The sequence below is a fragment of the Pseudomonas sp. CFBP 13602 genome (assembly GCF_014842725.1).
GTDB lineage: Bacteria > Pseudomonadota > Gammaproteobacteria > Pseudomonadales > Pseudomonadaceae > Aquipseudomonas > Aquipseudomonas baltica.
Genome location: NZ_JACYVT010000005.1, coordinates 383,000 through 399,769 on the forward strand (window position 1 = coordinate 383,000; position 16,770 = coordinate 399,769).

15 protein-coding genes are annotated in these 16,770 nt (G+C 64.8%); 8 read left to right on the forward strand and 7 right to left on the reverse strand.

Annotated elements, in window-relative coordinates:
• Positions 1 to 7 precede the first annotated feature (7 nt).
• The 8 genes from IFU31_RS13010 to IFU31_RS13045 all read left to right on the forward strand — a co-directional run bounded on the left by IFU31_RS13010 (position 8) and on the right by IFU31_RS13045 (position 6,478).
• Positions 8 to 1,171 carry a phosphoglycerate kinase gene (locus IFU31_RS13010; RefSeq protein ID WP_192103187.1) on the forward strand — a complete coding sequence of 388 codons (1,164 nt, stop codon included), beginning with the start codon at positions 8 to 10 and terminating at the stop codon, positions 1,169 to 1,171.
• A gap of 27 nt (positions 1,172 to 1,198) precedes the next feature.
• Positions 1,199 to 1,420 (forward strand): hypothetical protein, encoded by a 222-nt coding sequence (locus tag IFU31_RS13015; RefSeq protein WP_122479815.1) that lies wholly within the window; start codon positions 1,199 to 1,201, stop codon positions 1,418 to 1,420.
• A 103-nt stretch (positions 1,421 to 1,523) separates the two neighbouring features.
• The gene (locus tag IFU31_RS13020; RefSeq protein ID WP_122479814.1) at positions 1,524 to 1,736 is read left to right on the forward strand and encodes a hypothetical protein; all 213 of its coding nucleotides are present in this window, start codon (positions 1,524 to 1,526) and stop codon (positions 1,734 to 1,736) included.
• Between the two features lie 22 nt (positions 1,737 to 1,758).
• A complete protein-coding gene (locus tag IFU31_RS13025; protein WP_122479813.1) occupies positions 1,759 to 2,085 on the forward strand; it encodes an MliC family protein in 327 nt (108 codons plus the stop codon).
• Between the two features lie 107 nt (positions 2,086 to 2,192).
• Positions 2,193 to 3,257, forward strand: a complete 1,065-nt coding sequence (gene fba, locus IFU31_RS13030; RefSeq protein WP_043192347.1) for a class II fructose-bisphosphate aldolase — start codon at positions 2,193 to 2,195, stop codon at positions 3,255 to 3,257.
• A gap of 226 nt (positions 3,258 to 3,483) precedes the next feature.
• A complete protein-coding gene (locus IFU31_RS13035; RefSeq protein WP_192103189.1) occupies positions 3,484 to 5,613 on the forward strand; it encodes a putative bifunctional diguanylate cyclase/phosphodiesterase in 2,130 nt (709 codons plus the stop codon).
• 56 nt (positions 5,614 to 5,669) lie between these two features.
• Positions 5,670 to 6,170: a M48 metallopeptidase family protein gene (locus tag IFU31_RS13040; protein WP_185794749.1), complete on the forward strand. Its 501-nt coding sequence runs from the start codon at positions 5,670 to 5,672 to the stop codon at positions 6,168 to 6,170.
• 11 nt (positions 6,171 to 6,181) lie between these two features.
• On the forward strand, positions 6,182 to 6,478 hold the full coding sequence (locus tag IFU31_RS13045; protein WP_049861413.1) for a winged helix-turn-helix domain-containing protein: 297 nt from the start codon (positions 6,182 to 6,184) through the stop codon (positions 6,476 to 6,478).
• On the opposite strand, the gene IFU31_RS13050 is transcribed toward IFU31_RS13045, so the two are convergent.
• The 7 genes from IFU31_RS13050 to IFU31_RS13080 all read right to left on the reverse strand — a co-directional run bounded on the left by IFU31_RS13050 (position 6,469) and on the right by IFU31_RS13080 (position 16,667).
• On the reverse strand, positions 6,469 to 6,936 hold the full coding sequence (locus IFU31_RS13050) for a GNAT family N-acetyltransferase (RefSeq protein ID WP_192103191.1): 468 nt from the start codon (positions 6,934 to 6,936) through the stop codon (positions 6,469 to 6,471). The two genes, IFU31_RS13045 and IFU31_RS13050, sit on opposite strands and share 10 nt — an antisense overlap.
• A 31-nt stretch (positions 6,937 to 6,967) precedes the next feature.
• The gene (gene yccS, locus IFU31_RS13055) at positions 6,968 to 9,160 is read right to left on the reverse strand and encodes a YccS family putative transporter (protein ID WP_192103193.1); all 2,193 of its coding nucleotides are present in this window, start codon (positions 9,158 to 9,160) and stop codon (positions 6,968 to 6,970) included.
• A gap of 198 nt (positions 9,161 to 9,358) precedes the next feature.
• The gene (locus tag IFU31_RS13060) at positions 9,359 to 10,537 is read right to left on the reverse strand and encodes an aminoacetone oxidase family FAD-binding enzyme (protein WP_192103195.1); all 1,179 of its coding nucleotides are present in this window, start codon (positions 10,535 to 10,537) and stop codon (positions 9,359 to 9,361) included.
• Positions 10,538 to 10,681: 144 nt separating this feature from the next.
• Positions 10,682 to 12,019 (reverse strand): ATP-dependent RNA helicase DbpA, encoded by a 1,338-nt coding sequence (dbpA, locus tag IFU31_RS13065; protein WP_240998843.1) that lies wholly within the window; start codon positions 12,017 to 12,019, stop codon positions 10,682 to 10,684.
• A gap of 115 nt (positions 12,020 to 12,134) precedes the next feature.
• The gene (gene mdtD, locus IFU31_RS13070; protein ID WP_274598219.1) at positions 12,135 to 13,601 is read right to left on the reverse strand and encodes a multidrug transporter subunit MdtD; all 1,467 of its coding nucleotides are present in this window, start codon (positions 13,599 to 13,601) and stop codon (positions 12,135 to 12,137) included.
• A 298-nt stretch (positions 13,602 to 13,899) separates the two neighbouring features.
• Complete coding sequence (locus IFU31_RS13075) at positions 13,900 to 15,228, reverse strand: TldD/PmbA family protein (RefSeq protein ID WP_192103198.1); 1,329 nt, start codon at positions 15,226 to 15,228, stop codon at positions 13,900 to 13,902.
• Positions 15,225 to 16,667 (reverse strand): TldD/PmbA family protein, encoded by a 1,443-nt coding sequence (locus IFU31_RS13080; RefSeq protein ID WP_192103199.1) that lies wholly within the window; start codon positions 16,665 to 16,667, stop codon positions 15,225 to 15,227. The genes IFU31_RS13075 and IFU31_RS13080 overlap by 4 nt, the downstream gene beginning before the upstream one ends.
• Between the last annotated feature and the right edge of the window lie 103 nt (positions 16,668 to 16,770).

The following is a 16,770-nucleotide window of genomic DNA, read 5'->3' on the forward strand; positions in this document are numbered from 1 at the left end:
GAACGCAATGACCGTGTTGAAGATGACCGACCTCGACCTGCAAGGTAAGCGCGTACTGATTCGCGAAGACCTCAACGTACCCGTCAAGGATGGCAAGGTAACCAGCGACGCGCGCATCCTCGCCTCGTTGCCCACCATCAAGCTGGCCCTGGAGAAGGGCGCGGCGGTGATGGTCTGCTCGCACCTGGGCCGGCCCACCGAAGGCGAATTCTCTGCCGAGAACAGCCTCAAGCCGGTGGCCGAGTACCTGAGCAAGGCCTTGGGCCGCGACGTGCCGCTGGTCGCCGACTACCTGGACGGCGTCCAGGTCGAGGCGGGTGATATGGTGCTGTTCGAGAACGTGCGCTTCAACAAGGGCGAGAAAAAGAACGCCGACGAGCTGGCTCAACGCTACGCGGCGCTGTGCGACGTGTTCGTGATGGACGCATTCGGCACTGCGCACCGCGCCGAAGGCTCCACCCATGGCGTGGCCAAGTTCGCCAAGGTGGCCGCTGCCGGCCCGCTGCTGTCCGCGGAGCTTGAAGCGCTGGGCAAGGCGCTGGGCGCCCCGGCCAAGCCAATGGCCGCCATCGTTGCCGGCTCCAAGGTCTCGACCAAGCTGGACGTGCTCAATAGCCTCAGCGGCATCTGCGACCAGCTGATCGTGGGCGGTGGCATTGCCAACACCTTCCTGGCCGCAGCCGGGCACAAGGTTGGCAAGTCGCTGTACGAGCCTGACCTGCTCGACACGGCGCGCGCCATCGCGGCCAAAGTCAGCGTGCCGTTGCCGGTCGACGTGGTGGTGGCCAAGGAGTTCGCCGAAAGCGCCGAAGCCACGGTCAAGCTGATTGCCGACGTAGCCGATGACGACATGATCCTCGACATCGGTCCACAGACCGCCGAGCACTTCGCCGAGTTGCTCAAGTCGTCCAAGACCATTCTGTGGAACGGCCCGGTCGGTGTGTTCGAGTTCGATCAGTTCAGCAACGGCACCCAGGTATTGGCCAAAGCGATCGCGCAGAGCCCGGCCTTTTCCATCGCCGGTGGCGGCGATACCCTGGCGGCCATCGACAAGTACGGCGTCGCTGGCGACATCTCCTACATCTCGACTGGCGGCGGTGCGTTCCTCGAGTTCGTCGAGGGCAAGGTGCTGCCGGCCGTGGAAATGCTGGAACAGCGGGCCAAGGCCTGACGTCCTTTGAGGCTCGAGGAGAAACGGATGCTCAAGGCACCCACCCTGGCGTTGCTGATCGGCCTGCTGGCCGGCTGTTCCGGTGCGCCGGCAACATCGGTCGACGACGGTCCGGCGGCGATCCGTGGCGGCTGTTCGCAGTCGCAGTGGCAGGCCGAAAGCATCCCAGTGGTCGGCAAGCGCATGGGGCCTGAGGCTCTGGAGCGCTACGAGCCGGAACAGCAGGCGCAGGCACCGGGTTGTCCGTGAGGGCAACCAATGGCGCTTGCCAGGGGTCTTCTGTGGTGAGTCTCACGATTATCACTGCCTTTGGCACCAAGATTATCTGTGCCTGCGGCACAAGGAGTTCACCATGAAGATCGGTTCCGCGACATTCGGTTTGGCCACCCTGCTGGCAGCGGCGCTGTCCAGCGGTTGCATGAGTTCAGGCGCCGGCAGCGCCTGTGAAGTGTTCAGCCCGGTGTCTGTGGTGACGCCCACGACTCAGGACGATCAACGGGTGCAGACCAACGCCACTGGTGCGCCGGCCGGTGCCCGGAACACGGCACAGGATTGCGGCGCGTGAGCCAGTGCTCAGAGGTATATGAATGAAAGGCGGTTTGGCGATAATGGCAATGGCGCTGCTTTCTGGCTGCGCCTACCTGGATAAGCCGATGCCGGTGTCCCCCGACTGGACACGTTGGCAGTGCGACAGCCAGGTCGAGGTGCAATGGCGGTACAGTGTCGCCGACAAGAGCGCGATGCAGGTGCGCCTGGCCGGCAGCGACAAGCAGTACGCCTTGACGCCCCAGGCCGGGGCCGAGGGCGAGCTGTTCAGCGATGGTGTGCTGGCGTTTCACAAGAAAGGTGACGAAGGCCTGGTGTACTGGGTCGCCACCGACGATTTGATTGGCCGGGGCTGCAAGGCTCCGTGACGGCTGGGCCCATTGCGCCAGCCCGATGATAGGCATTACTTCAAGAGCGGCCGCCGATGCGGTGAGCTGCAACGATCAACGACCCTGAACCGGGAGACACAACTACAATGGCACTTATCAGCATGCGCCAGATGCTGGACCACGCCGCCGAATTCGGCTACGGCGTTCCAGCTTTCAACGTCAACAACCTCGAGCAGATGCGCGCCATCATGGAAGCGGCCGACAAGACCGATTCCCCGGTCATCGTCCAGGCTTCGGCCGGCGCCCGCAAATACGCCGGTGCCCCGTTCCTGCGTCACTTGATCCTGGCGGCGATCGAAGAGTTCCCGCATATCCCGGTGTGCATGCACCAGGACCACGGCACCAGCCCCGACATCTGCCAGCGTTCGATCCAGCTGGGCTTCAGCTCGGTGATGATGGACGGCTCGCTGGGCGTCGACGGCAAGACCCCCACCGACTACGACTACAACGTGCGCGTGACTTCGCAGACCGTTTCCTTCGCCCACGCCTGCGGTGTGTCGGTAGAGGGCGAGCTGGGCTGCCTGGGTTCGCTGGAAACCGGTCAGGCCGGTGAAGAAGACGGCGTGGGCGCCGAAGGCATCCTGGATCACAGCCAGATGCTCACCGACCCGGAAGAGGCGGCCGATTTCGTCGCCAAGACCCAGGTCGACGCCCTGGCCATCGCCATCGGCACCAGCCACGGCGCCTACAAGTTCACCAAGCCGCCTACCGGCGACATCCTGGCGATCGACCGCATCAAGGCGATCCATGCGCGCATTCCCAACACTCACCTGGTGATGCACGGCTCCTCGTCGGTGCCGCAGGAATGGCTGGCGATCATCAACGAGTACGGCGGCGCCATCAAGGAAACCTACGGCGTGCCGGTCGAGGAAATCGTCGAAGGTATCAAGTACGGCGTGCGCAAGGTCAACATCGACACTGACCTGCGCCTGGCCTCCACCGGTGCGATCCGCCGTTTCATGGCGCAGAACCCGGCCGAGTTCGACCCGCGCAAATATTTCGCCGAAACCGTGAAAGCCATGCGTGACGTCTGCATCGCCCGCTACGAAGCATTCGGCACCGCCGGCAACGCCTCGAAGATCAAGCCGATCTCCCTGGAAGGCATGTTCCAGCGCTATGCCAGCGGCGAGTTGAACGCCAAGGTCAACTAGGCCTTACCGCTGTCGAAAAACCCGCCTGTTGGCGGGTTTTTTCGTTCTGGCGCGGTGTTCTGGGCAGGGTACTGCCTTTTGAGCAGGGCGCGCCGTCCATCGGCGAGTGCTCATTCGTGACGCAAACCGTGGGAAATTGTCCTACAGCTTTGTGCCGAGCCCGTCTAAAGTAACGCAAGAAGTTTCCGGGCGAATCCGGATTCAGCACGTCTGAACGAGTATTAGCATGGAATGCGCCCCTGATCCGTCCGTTGACGGTGGTTCCACGTTGTTGGTGGTCGACGATTATCCGGAAAACCTGCTGAGCATGAGAGCCCTGCTCGAGCGCCAGGACTGGCAGGTGGTGACCGCAGCTTCCGGTGTCGAAGCGCTGGGCAAACTGCTCGAGCATGAGGTCGATCTGGTGCTGCTCGACGTGCAGATGCCGGGTATGGACGGTTTCGAAGTGGCTCGTCTGATGCGCGGCAGCCAGCGCACGCGCTTGACCCCGATCATCTTCCTGACTGCCAACGAGCAGTCGCAGGCTTCCGTGCTCAAGGGCTACGCCACAGGGGCGGTGGACTATCTGTTCAAACCGTTCGACCCGCAGATCCTGCGGCCCAAGGTCCAGGCCCTGCTCGAACAGCAGCGCAACCGGCGTGACCTGCAGCGTTTGAGCCGTGACCTGGAAGCGGCCCGCGCCTTCAATGCCTCGGTGCTGGAAAATGCCGGTGAGGGCATTCTGGTGGTCAACGAGCACGGTCTGATCACCTTCGCCAACCCCGCCATCTCGCGCCTGCTGGGTGCCAGTGTCGAGCAACTGCAGCGCGGCGTGCTGGCGGATTACCTGCACAAGCCGCAGATTCCCGAATGGTCCGAGTCCGACTTCTACCGCGCCTACAGCACGCGCAATACCTACCGGGTGCATGACGCGCTGCTGCGCACGGCCAACGGCCAGCAGTTGCCGGTGGCTCTGTCGTGCGCGCCGTTGCCCGGCGAGCAGCGCGCCATGGTGGTGACGATCCTCGACATGTCGGTGGTGCGCAGCCTGCACCAGCAGCTGGAATACCAGGCGGTGACCGACCCGCTGACCGGGCTGCTCAACCGCCGCGGTTTCTATCAGGCCGTGGAGAGCGCGCTGGTGCGCAACGAGCGTGCGGAAAAGGCTCAGGCGCTGCTGTATCTGGATCTGGACGGCTTCAAGCGTATCAACGACACCCATGGTCACGACGCCGGAGACCGGGCCTTGCGCTGGGTGGCCGAACAGCTCAAAGCGGTGCTGCGCCCCTTCGACGTGGTGGCGCGCATGGGTGGCGACGAATTCACTGCGCTGCTGGACAACCTCGACTACCCCGAGCAGGCCGCCAAGGTGGCCGAAAAACTCATGGAACGCATCGCCATCGAGCAGACCGTGGATGGAGTGGACATCAGCCTGGGCGTCAGCATCGGCATTGCCACCTACCCCGAATGTGGCACCAATCTGGACAGCCTGCTGCGCGCTGCCGATATCGCCATGTATGCCGCCAAGCAGGCCGGTCGCCAGCAATACCGCTATTACGATCAGGATTTGAACGGTCGCGCGCGCTCGCGTCTGCTGCTGGAAACCAGTGTTGGTGAAGCCATCGAGAACCGTGATTTCAGTTTGGTCTACCAGCCGCAGGTGTCCCTGCTCGATGGGCGTCTGCGCGGTTTCGAGGCGCTGTTGCGCTGGTGTCATCCCAGCGTCGGCGACGTACAGCCGGGGCTGTTCATTCCCTTGCTCGAACAGGCGCGACTGATCAGTCGCCTGGCGAGCTGGATCTACACCGAAGGCGCTGCCCAGCGCCGCGCCTGGTCCAGCCGTTTTCCCGCCGAACTGGTGCTCAGCATCAGCCTGAGCAATGCCCAGTTCGCCATGCCCAACCTGGTGGCCGAACTGCAACGCGCGATTGCCTTGCATGGGTTGCGCCCGCGTCAGCTCGAGGTGGAGGTAGTGGAGTGCTCGCTGATGCACAACCTGCCCCAGGCCACCGCGCAGTTGCAGCAGTTGCGCAACCTGGGGGTGCGCATCGCCCTGGATGATTTCGGTACCGGCCCGTGCTCGCTGAAACTGCTGCGCGACTTGCCCATCGACACGCTCAAGCTGGACCGTCACTTGATCGCTCGACTGCCCGACTCCAAGCCCGATGGCGTGTTCGCGCGCAGTGTGATCCAGGCCTGCAACGCGTTCGACATCACGGTGATCGCCGAGGGCGTGGAGACCGCCGAGCAATGTCAGTGGCTGCGCGCCGCCGGTTGCGAGTGGATCCAGGGCTTCGTGATCGCCCGGCCATTGACGGCGCAGGCCGCCAGCGACTTTCCTCTGGTCAGCGCGGGCGTGCAGCCGGCAGCGGTGTGACGCCAGCGCCGCGCAGGCGTTACACTGGACACCTTTCTCAAGTCGAAACAGGCACCATGACCGCGCTGAAGTACCTGCAAGCCTACCCACCCGCACTGCAGGAGCAGGTCCGGCAACTGATCGCGCGCGGACAGCTGGCGGACTACCTGAGCCAGCGCTATCCGGATCGCCACGCCGTGCAGAGCGACAAGGCGCTGTACAACTATGCCATGGCCCTGAAGCAGGAGTACCTGCGCAACGCGCCGGCCATCGACAAGGTGCTGTTCGACAACCGCCTGGACCTGACGCATCGCGCACTGGGCCTGCACACCGCGGTTTCGCGGGTTCAGGGCGGCAAGCTCAAGGCCAAGAAGGAAATCCGCATCGCTTCGCTGTTCAAGGACGCGGCGCCGCAGTTTCTGCAGATGATCGTGGTGCATGAGCTGGCGCATTTCCGCGAGAGCGACCACAACAAGGCGTTCTACCAGCTGTGCGAACACATGCTGCCCGGTTATCAACAGTTGGAATTCGACCTGCGTGTCTACCTGACCTACCGTGATCTGCCCCCGCCGCCGTGAAGGATATCCCCATGCAAGTCAGCAAGACCCGCAGCAGTTTCTATCGCCGGCTCTACGTGGCCTGGCTGATCGACAGTGGCCAGGCGGCCACCGTGCCGGCCCTCATCGAGGCCACCGGGATGCCCCGGCGCACGGCCCAGGACACCATTGCGGCGCTGGCCGACCTGGACATCGCCTGCGAATTCGAGCAGCAGGATGGCGAGCGCAACCACATCGGTCGCTACGTGATCAGGCAGTGGGGCGCGATCGACCGTGAATGGATCGGCCAGAACCTGGGGCAGATCCGTCAGGTACTCGGTTACCCCTGAGCCTCGACGCGCCGGTACATGGCGATGTGCGCAATGTTGTCCTCCAGGTATTCCTGGCCGTGGGCAATGAAGCCGTAGCGGCCGTAATAGCCTTGCAGATGAGCCTGGGCCGATAGCTTTATCGGCATTTGCGGCCAGCGCCGCGCGGCGTGCTCCAGAGCCTTGGCCAGCAGCGCGTGGCCCAGCCCGGTGCCGCGCGCAGATGGGGCAGTGATCACTCGGCCGATCACCACGTCACCGCCCTGTGTGGAAGGGTCGAGCAGGCGCAGGTAGGCCACCAGGCGGCCCTCGCTCCAAGCCAGCAGGTGACAGGTGTCGGCGTGCAGGTCCTGCCCATCGACATCCTGATAGGGGCATTGCTGCTCGACCACGAAGACTTCGCTGCGCAGGCGCAGGATTTCGTACAGCTGCTGCACATCCAGCTCGCTGTGGTGCATGCACATCCATTCGATGGCCATGGTTGCCTCGTTCAAGGTTTCGGTTGCGCCGCTAGCTGGCGGCAGCTGAGGTCGGGCCTTTGATCAAGTGCGCGGCCAGGGTGCGCAGTGGCCCCAGCTGCCGACAGATCAGCGCCAACTGGGTCTGCATCAGACGCTGGCCTTCGTCGACCTCCTCGGGCATCTGTTCCAGTTCGTCGGCCAGCGCTTCCTCGCTGTCGCTCTGCACCTGTACCGGCACACGCGTGGCGAGGCCCGTGGCGATTTCGTCGATGCTGCGTGCCAGGCTTTCGCCGGCCCCGCCGATCAATTGTTCGCGCGCCTCGGCCGGCAGCTCGGTGCCACGGTGCGCACCCAGCCCGGACAGGTAGCTGAGCAGGGTGTGCGACAGCACCAGGAAGCGGAAGCCGACGTCGGCTTCCTTGCGGAAGTGGCCGGGCTCCATGAGCATGTTGGCCAGGGTGGTGGAGAGCGCAGCGTCGGCATTGTGGGCGTTGCGTCGTGCCAGGCGATAGGCGAGGTCGTCGCTCTTGCCGTTGGCGTATTGCTGCATGATCTGGCGCAGGTAGATGCTGTTGCAGGTCAAGGTGTTGGCCAGCACCTTGTTCAGCTTGCGACCTTGCCAGTCGGGCAGGAACAGGAACACCGCCAGGCCGGCGATCAGGCTGCCGAGCAGGGTGTCGAACAGCCGCGGCAGGAACAGCCCATAGCCGTCGCCCGTCTGGTTGAAGCAGAACAGCACCATCAAGGTGATGGCGGCGGTTGCCAGGGTGTAGCGCGTGGTGCGGTTGACGAAGAACACCAGGCCGGCGCCGATGGCGAACAACGATTGCACGATGGGGCTGGGGAACAGGTCGAACAGCGCCCAGCCCACGGTCAGGCCGATGGCGGTGCCGATGATCCGCTGGCCCAGCTTGCGGCGGGTAGCGCCGTAGCTGGGCTGGCACACGAACAAGGTCGTCAGCATGATCCAGTAGCCCTGGCTGGGGTGGATCAGGTGGACCATGGCGTAGCAGATCACCAGTGCCAGGGGCAGGCGCAGGGCATGGCGAAACAGCAGCGAAGTGGGCGTGAGGTTCTGCCGGATGCGGCCCCAGAAGTCCTTCAGGGTGTGCGGCGAGCGGTCCAGCAGGCTGCTGTCGCGGGCATCGGCCAGACGGTCGGGATTGCCGGCGTCGCTGAGCAGGCGGTCGAGGGTGCCGAGGTTGGCCGCCAGCGCGCGCAGCGACCGCAACAGGCCGCGCCAGGCCGGGTTGCTCTGGATCCGCAGGTGTTCGAGCGAAGCGTGCAGGTCGCTCAAGGCCTCGGCGAAGCTGTCGTCGTAGATGAACGGCTGGCGCAACTGGATCGACTCGCCCAGCCGCTGGCAGGCCACGCCCTGCTGGCGCAGCAGGCGCTGACAGCGAAACAGCACATCACTGTGGAAGAAGGCGTCGGCCAATGCGTTGTAGGGGTAGTGCGAGGAACTGGCGCGCTCGTGGATGTCCTGGGCCAGGAAGTAGAGTTTCAGGTAGCGGCTGACCTTGGAGCCGGGACGACCGTTGCCGACCCGGTGCAGGATGATTTCCTTGGCCGCGTTGAGCGCGGCCACGACCCGACCGTTCTGCTTGGCGAGCTCCAGGCGGCGGGCTTCCACGTCCAGCTGGCGGATCGGTTCGAACAGGCTCGACTTGAGCTTGAGGTACTGCCCCAGTTCGCTGAACAGTCGCGCCAGGGCCTGTTGCACCGGCTGGTTGGAAAACAGTACCTGCCACAGCACCGACAGCAGGCCATACCAGGCGGCGCCGGCCACCAGCAGCACCGGCTCGCGCCACAGGTTGCTGACTTCGCCGCCGCGCTGGTCGACGCCGATCATGGTGTAGACCGAGAGGATCAGGGTGGCGTAGGCGATGGCACCGTAGCGCTCGCCGAGCGCGCCGAGCATGGTCAGGGCGAAGCTGGCCACGGCCAGGGCCGTGACGAAGATGTAGGGGTAGGGGAACAGCAGTTCAACGGCAAAAGCGGCGACGGTGAAGCACGACAGGGTGGCTGCCAGGGCGCGGATGCGGCCTTGCCAGTTGTCGTCGGTTTCAGCCAGGGCGCAGGCGATGATGCCCAGGAACAGTGGCACCAGCAGACGCATCTCGTTTTCATACCAGCACAGCGCCATGCTGCCGGACAGCGCGATGAACACCCGTACGCTGTAGCTGAACTTGTCCAGCGCCCACAAGCGGCGCATTGATTGGCGGAACGACCTGGATGCCATGAAGAAGGAGTCGACCTGTAGGCGAGAGAACTGATGAACGGCGTCAATCTACCATTGTCGGCGCACGCCCGATACTGCGCGGCGGCCCCTGACGCGGCTTGCGCCGCTGCTACAGGGGCGGTGGCGGATCGAGAGAGTGTGGGGACTCTGTAGCAGCGGCGCGAGCCGCGTCCGGCAGCGCCGCAGATCCCCGGCGTGCTACACGTACTGCGCGGCGGCGTATCCGGAGGCCCACGCCCACTGGAAATTGAAGCCGCCCAGATGCCCGCTGACATCGAGCACTTCGCCGATGAAATACAACCCAGGGCTCTTCAGCGATTCCAGGGTCTTGGACGACACCTCGCGGGTATCGACGCCGCCCAAGGTCACCTCGGCGGTGCGATAGCCTTCGGTGCCGGCCGGCACCAACTGCCAGGCGCCCAGCGTATTTGCAACCGTTTGCAGCTCGGCCGGGGTGTACTGCTTCATCGGCTTGGACACGAACCAGTGTTCGGCCAGCAGGTTGGCCATTTTCTTGGTGAAGACTTCACCCAGCAGGGTCTTGAGCTCCGAATTGGGCCGCTCGGCCTGCTGTTGCTGCAGCCACGCCAACGCATCGTGATCGGGCAGCAGGTTGATCTCGACGGTGTCGCCGGGCTGCCAGAACGAGGAAATCTGCAGGATCGCCGGCCCGCTCAGGCCGCGATGGGTGAACAGCAGGTTCTCGCGAAACGCCTGGTCGTTGCAGCTGGCCACACAATCCACCGAGGTGCCGGACAACTCGGTGCAGATGTCCTTGAGCTGGTCGGTGATGGTGAACGGCACCAGCCCTGCGCGGGTGGGCAGCACACTGTGACCGAACTGGCGGGCGATCTGGTAGCCGAAGCCGGTCGCGCCCAGGGTCGGAATCGACAGCCCGCCAGTGGCCACCACCAACGACTGGCACGCCAGCAGGCCCAGTGAAGTCTGCAAACGATAGCCGTCGGCGGTTTTCTCGATGGACTGCACCGAGGTGTCCATGCGCAACTCGACGCCGGCGCTTTCGCACTCGTCCAGCAGCAGGCCGAGGATGTCACTGGACTTGTTGTCGCAGAACAGCTGGCCGAGTTTCTTCTCGTGGTAGAGCACGCCGTGCTTGGCCACCATGGCGATGAAATCCCACTGGGTATAGCGCGCCAGGGCAGACTTGCAGAAGTGCGGGTTCTGCGAGAGGAAGTTGGCCGGTTCGGTGTACATGTTGGTGAAGTTGCAGCGACCGCCGCCGGACATGAGGATCTTCTTGCCCGGCTTGTTGGCGTGGTCGATCAGCAGTACCTCGCGGCCTCGCTGTGCAGCGCTCAAGGCGCACATGAGGCCGGCGGCACCGGCGCCGATGATGATGACGGGGGTAGAGCGCACTGCTGGGTCCTCTCGAATCGGGGGTGTCAGGGGAGGCCTCTTCGCGGGCAGAGCCCGCTCCCACAAGGTTAGGCGTTCGGACCTCGCCCTGTGGGAGCGGGGCGGGCGGCGAGCCCTCTGCCCGCGAAGAGGCCTGGCCTGCGGTCAGAGAATCCGTACGCGCAGCGAACGGCCCTTGATCTTGCCGCTGTTCAGACGCTGCAGCGCCTGCTTGGCGATTCCGCGCTCCACGGCCACGAACGCCTGGAAATCGAAAATGGCGATCTTGCCGACCTGGGTCCCGGGAATGCCCGCATCGCCAGTCAGCGCGCCGAGGATATCGCCCGGCCGTACCTTGTCCTTGCGCCCGGCGCCGATGCACAGGGTGCTCATTGGCGGCAGCAGCGGCTCGCCGCCCTTGGAAGTCAGGCTGTCGAGTTCGGCCCAGGCCAACGGCGACTTCTGCAGTTGCTCGATGGCCTGGGCGCGGTGCGCCTCGGCGGGGGCGACGAAGCTGATGGCCAGGCCTTTCTCGCCGGCGCGACCGGTACGGCCAACGCGGTGGATATGAATTTCCGAGTCACGCGCCAGCTCGACGTTGATCACCATGTCCAGGGCATCGATGTCCAGGCCACGGGCGGCCACGTCGGTGGCCACCAGCACGGACGTACTGCGGTTGGCGAACATCGCCAGAACCTGGTCGCGGTCGCGCTGTTCCAGGTCGCCATGCAGCGCCACGGCGCTGATGCCCTTGCTGGTCAGGTGATCGACCACTTCCTGGCATTGCTGCTTGGTGTAGCAGAAGGCAACGCACGACTGTGGGCGGAAGTGGCCCAGGGCGCGCACCACGGCGGCCATGCGGTCATCCGGCGAGATTTCGTAGAAGCGCTGCTCGATCTGGCTGTCGGCATGCAGTGCCTCGGCCTTGACCTGCTGTGGATCGCGCATGAACTTGGACGACAGCTGCTTGATGCCGACCGGGTAGGTGGCCGAGAACAGCAAGGTCTGCCGGCGTTCCGGGGTCTGCTCGATGATGTCGGCGATAGAGTCGTAGAAGCCCATGTCGAGCATGCGGTCGGCTTCGTCGAGCACCAGCGTGTTGAGCCCGTCGAGGACCAGCGAACCTTTGCGCAGGTGTTGCTGGATGCGTCCCGGCGTGCCGACGATGATGTGCGCGCCGTGTTCCAGCGAGGCGATCTGCGGGCCGAACGACACGCCGCCGCACAGGGTCAGCACCTTGATGTTGTCTTCGGCGCGGGCCAGGCGACGGATTTCCTTGGCCACCTGGTCGGCCAGCTCGCGCGTGGGGCACATGATCAGCGCCTGGCAGCCGAAATAGCGCGGGTTGATCGGGTTCAGCAGGCCGATGCCGAACGCGGCCGTCTTGCCGCTGCCGGTCTTGGCCTGGGCGATCAGGTCCATGCCCTTGAGAATCACCGGCAGGCTCTGCGCCTGGATCGGCGTCATCTGGGCATACCCGAGGGATTCCAGGTTGGCCAGCATGGCGGCGGACAGGGGCAGCGTGTTGAAAGCAGTGGCAATGGTGGTCACGGGACGGGCCTGCAAAACAAAATGTCGCGCAGTGTATCAGCCCCGTGGCCTTTCGCCCTAAGCCTGCTTAGTGCTCCACCGGAGGTTCCTGACGAGGTGCGCGCCGTCCATCGCTGTCGGACAGTTGCACGAAGATCCCGGCAGCCAGCATCGCCATCAACCCGATGGTCAGGAACGTGGCCTGGAACGCACCCAGCACCGTGTCCACACCCTCGTTGCCCAGGGACGCGGTGAATCCGCCCAGCAGAGCACCGGCGCAGGCCACGCCCAGGCCGAGGGAGAGCTGCGCCACCACCGAGAGCAGACCGTTGCCACTGCTGGCGTTTTCGTCGTCCAGATCGATCAGGGTCACGGTGTTCATCGCCGCGAACTGCAGCGAGTTGACTGCGCCGAGCAAGCCCAGTTGGGTCAACAGCAGCCAGTAGGGGGTGGTTTCCGAGACCAGGCCGAGGCTGGCCAGCAACACGCCCAGCAGCAAGGTGTTGCCGGTGAGCACGATGCGATAGCCGAAGCGTTCGATGATCGGCCGGGAAAACGACTTGGACACCATGGCGGCTGCCGCCAGTGGAATCATGCTCATGCCGGCTTCCGAAGGCGAATGCCCCAGGGCGACTTGCAGCAGCAACGGCACCATGAACGGCAGGGCGCCACTGCCCAGGCGGGCGAACAGATTGCCGAGAATGCCGATGGCAAAGGTGCGCGTGCGAAACAGGTTCGGCGAGAACAGCGGGTTGTCGATCTGCCCCGCCCGCAGCCAGTAGGCAGCCAGGCAGGCCATGCCGACGAACAGCAGCAGCATCACTCGCAGGTGCGGCAAGTGCAGCTCGCCCAGGCCCTCCATGGCGATGGTGATGAGTACCATCGCCGCCCCGAACAGCACGAAGCCGATGCCATCGAAGCGCGTGCGTTCGGCGCCGCGCAGGTCGGGCACGAAGTGCCACACCGCCCAGCAGCCCAGTGCGCCCACCGGCAGGTTGATGAGAAAGATCCAGTGCCAGCTCAGCCATTCGACCATCCAGCCACCCAGGGTCGGCCCCAGCAGCGGGCCGAGCAAGGCAGGCACGGTGATGAAGCTGAGGATGCGCACCAGTTCCGAGCGCGGGTAGGCGCGCAGCACCACCAGCCGGCCCACCGGCAGCATCAGGGCACCGCCCAGGCCTTGAATGACCCGAGCCGCCACCAGCATCGCCAGGCTCTGGGACAGTGCACACAGCAGCGAGCCGATGCTGAACAGCATGATGGCGCTGAAGAACACCTTGCGTGTGCCGAAGCGGTCGGAAATCCAGCCTGAGGCGGGGATCAGCAGCGCGACCGTCAGCATGTAGGCGATGATTACCGATTGCATGCGCAACGGGTTTTCCGCCAGGTCGCTGGCCATGGCCGGCAGCGCGGTGTTGAGGATGGTGCCGTCCAGGGCCTGCATGAAGAAGGCAATGGCGATGACCCAGGGCAGCCAGCGAGCGGTAGCGGGATCCAGTGTTGGGCGCGTGGACATGGGGCCTCTTGTTGTTTGAGGTGAATGACGAATGTTCATGGCAAACCCCGTAGCAGCGGTCACCGCGGTATGCCTGACGCTCTGCGGTGCGCCTTTCGCGGCCACGGGCCGCTCCTACAGTGACCGCAGTGCCGCGACCTGTCGTAGGAGCGGTCACCGGCCGCGAAGGGTTGCCGCGGTGTACCTGACGCTCTGCGGTGCCCTTTTCGCGGCCACGGGCCGCTCCTACAGTGACCGCAGTGCCGCAACCTACTGTAGGAGCGGTCATCGGCCGCGAAGGGGTCGCCGCGGTGTGTCAGGCCGATGGCGGTGTACCTTTCGCGGCCACGGGCCGCTCCTACAGCGTCAACAGCAACCGCTTCACCAACGCGCCGGGCAGCAAACTGGAGCTGGTCTGGCGCTCACCGTAGGTGCTGGTCGAGAGGATCAGCTCGCGCTCGGTCGTCAGCGCTTCCAGCTGGTCCCCCAGGACACTGTAGACGCTGTCGTCGAAACGCATGGTCTGGACCGGTGCAACGATCTGACCGTCCTTCACCCAGAAAGTGGCGAACCGAGTCAGCCCGGTCATGCGCGCCGCTGGCATGTCGGAGTAGTTCAGGTACCACAGGTTACTGATGTACAGCCCGGTGCCGAGGCGTTGCAGCACCTGGGCCAAAGGCAGGTCACCGGCGGCCATCTGCAGCGCGCCGGGCATTTCCGAGTTGTCCGCGCCGTTGCCTTGCAGGCCGTATTCGGCCGCGCTGCGCGAGTCCACCAGGCGTTCGACGGCCAAGCCGTGGCTGACCAGCGAGAGGTCCTTGCGCGGATAGCCTTCCAGGGAAAACGCCGGGGTCAACGAACCGCTGATGCGCTCCTCGAAGCTCACCTGCGCACTCAAGCGTGCCTCGCCGGCGTACAGCCGTTGCAGGGGGCTGTTCTTGCTGGCGATGGCTTGTGCAGAGAAACCGCCCCAGCCCAGCATGCCGATGATTTCATCCAGGGCCGCCGGCGCCAGGTAGGCGCGATACGCGCCCGGCAACAGCACCTTGGGCGGTCGGCTCAGGTACTCCAGCTGTTCGCGGGCCTGGGCCAGGCGATCGGCGAAGGCGCGTGCCTGCCACTGCTGGCCGGCATAGTTCGCCTTGACTGCCTCGCCGTTGGCATGGAAGAGGCTGAAATCGAAATTGAAACTGTTGGCCTGATGCCAACCGCAGGCCCCGTCGCTGTTGGCGAAACCGCGGCAGATCGTGCCCGCGGCATAGATGCCGACCAGGTCCAGGCCGCTGGCCGCCGAACCTATCTGTTCGACCACCTGACCCGCATCGGGCAAGGGCGTGTCGTCGACATGACGGGTCTGCCACGGCGAGGTGTCGAGTTGCAGGTAGGGGTCCGGTTGCAGCAGCGGCAGCGTCTGGCTCAACTGGTGCAGGGCCTGGGTCAGACGCTGCCGGTCCACCTCCAGGTCCTCGGCCAAGGTCAGTTGCAGCTCGGCCTGACGACCGTCTTCGATCAGCTTCAGCGACACCGTGGCCTGGGCAACCTGCCCCGCCTGGCGTACCCGGGCGTGGTTGAATCGGATGAAATCCGAGGCCTCGGCGTTGTAGCTCAGGGTGAAGCGCTGGGTCGGGGCCGCAGCCTGGCGCAGCCACTGCACCAGTGCCTGGAAATGCTCGGCGTGATGGCTCATGCGTCACCTCCGAAAACGTCGATCTGGCTGAACACGCAACTGGGCGAAGCGTGCCCCACACGGATGACCTGGTTGGGCTCGCCCTTGCCGCAGTTGGGCGTGCCCAGCACCTGCAGCGTGCTGGCGTCGCCCACGGCGCTGAGTTTTTTCCAGAAGCTGGCGGAAATACCGCGATAGTTGGGGTTCTTGACCACGCCCTTGAGTTCGCCGTTCTCGATCAACCGACCCCATTCGCAGCCGAACTGGAATTTGTTGCGCGCATCGTCGATCGACCAGGAACGGTTGGTGGACATCAGGATGCCGTGCTCGATGCCGGCGATCAGTTGCGCCTGGCTGTGCTCGCCCGGTTCGATGTTGAGGTTGGCCATGCGGTCGATCGGCGCCCGGTTCCAGCTGCTGGCGCGGCTGTTGGCCACGCCCGCCATGCCGCTGCGGTATTGCGACAGCGCGCCGCCCAGTGGCCGGACCAGTACGCCATCGCGAATCAGCCACTGCTTGCTCGCTGCAGTGCCGTCGTCGTCATGGGCATAACTGGCCAGCTCGTGGGGAATGTCCGGGTCGAAGGTCACATTGAGCAGCGGCGAGCCATACTGCAGGTGACCGAAGTCTTCGACCTTGACGAAGCTGGTGCCCGCGTAGTTGCGCTCATCGCCCAGGATGCGGTCCAGCTCCAAGGGGTGGCCGATGGATTCGTGAATCTGCAGCATCATCTGGTCGGGCGTCAGCAGCAGGTCGCGCGGGCCGTGTGGGGCGTTGGGCGCCAGCAGCAACTGCAGGGCCTGGTCGGCGACCTGGCGAGCCGCGCCGACGATGCCGCAGCGCTCTATCACGTCGACACCGCCTTGCTGGCCGAAATTGTCGCGGCCCAGGCTGCGGGTCTGGCTGTCGTTGCCATCGAAAGCGGTGACGCTCAAGCCAGGAAAGACGAAGCGCTGCGCCTGGCGGATCTGCGCGCCGGCACTGTTCAGGTAGATCTGTTCGACATCGGTGATGCCCAGGCCGGCATACCAGCTGACCAGGCGGGAGTCGTCGGGCACGCTGGCCGACTCTTCGTTGAGCAATTGGTAGCACTGGGCCAGAGTCGGGAAGGCTGCCTGCACGTCGGGGGAGAGGTAGTCGCTGCGGGCACTGCTGACCGGTTGTTGCTGCAAGTCGAGCAGGGCATGCGCGGCGATCGCGCCTGCTTGCTGTTCGGCACGCGCCAGGGCCTGCTGCAACCCTTGCAAGGAAAGGTCGCCGGTGGCGGCATAGGCTTCCACGCCATGCACTCGAACGGTGATCATCACGCCTTCGTCGAGGCTCAGGCTCGGCGGTTCGGCAATGTTCTTGCGCACGGCCAGGTGCTGGCTGGATTGGCGCACGTGGCGCAGGGAGAAGAATTCGGCGCGGGTGCGCAAAGCAGCGAAGCGTTGTTGCAAGGTGGCGGTGAAATCGAACATGGACGGGCCTCTGGGGGGCGTCGGTGCTCGGCCTGTTCGCGGCCGCTGACCGTTCCTACAGGGGATTACAGTGTCCTGTAGGCGCGGACAGCGGCCGTGAAAA

Bases quoted from the DNA above. Each gene is read 5' to 3' on its own strand.
- IFU31_RS13010 (WP_192103187.1), top strand. From the start codon at position 8: ATGACCGTGTTGAAGATGACCGACCTCGACCTGCAAGGTAAGCGCGTA.
- IFU31_RS13015 (WP_122479815.1), top strand. From the start codon at position 1,199: ATGCTCAAGGCACCCACCCTGGCGTTGCTGATCGGCCTGCTGGCCGGC.
- IFU31_RS13020 (WP_122479814.1), top strand. From the start codon at position 1,524: ATGAAGATCGGTTCCGCGACATTCGGTTTGGCCACCCTGCTGGCAGCG.
- IFU31_RS13025 (WP_122479813.1), top strand. From the start codon at position 1,759: ATGAAAGGCGGTTTGGCGATAATGGCAATGGCGCTGCTTTCTGGCTGC.
- fba (WP_043192347.1), top strand. From the start codon at position 2,193: ATGGCACTTATCAGCATGCGCCAGATGCTGGACCACGCCGCCGAATTC.
- IFU31_RS13035 (WP_192103189.1), top strand. From the start codon at position 3,484: ATGGAATGCGCCCCTGATCCGTCCGTTGACGGTGGTTCCACGTTGTTG.
- IFU31_RS13040 (WP_185794749.1), top strand. From the start codon at position 5,670: ATGACCGCGCTGAAGTACCTGCAAGCCTACCCACCCGCACTGCAGGAG.
- IFU31_RS13045 (WP_049861413.1), top strand. From the start codon at position 6,182: ATGCAAGTCAGCAAGACCCGCAGCAGTTTCTATCGCCGGCTCTACGTG.
- IFU31_RS13050 (WP_192103191.1), bottom strand. From the start codon at position 6,936: ATGGCCATCGAATGGATGTGCATGCACCACAGCGAGCTGGATGTGCAG.
- yccS (WP_192103193.1), bottom strand. From the start codon at position 9,160: ATGGCATCCAGGTCGTTCCGCCAATCAATGCGCCGCTTGTGGGCGCTG.
- dbpA (WP_240998843.1), bottom strand. From the start codon at position 12,019: ATGCTGGCCAACCTGGAATCCCTCGGGTATGCCCAGATGACGCCGATC.
- mdtD (WP_274598219.1), bottom strand. From the start codon at position 13,601: ATGAACATTCGTCATTCACCTCAAACAACAAGAGGCCCCATGTCCACG.
- IFU31_RS13075 (WP_192103198.1), bottom strand. From the start codon at position 15,228: ATGAGCCATCACGCCGAGCATTTCCAGGCACTGGTGCAGTGGCTGCGC.
- IFU31_RS13080 (WP_192103199.1), bottom strand. From the start codon at position 16,667: ATGTTCGATTTCACCGCCACCTTGCAACAACGCTTCGCTGCTTTGCGC.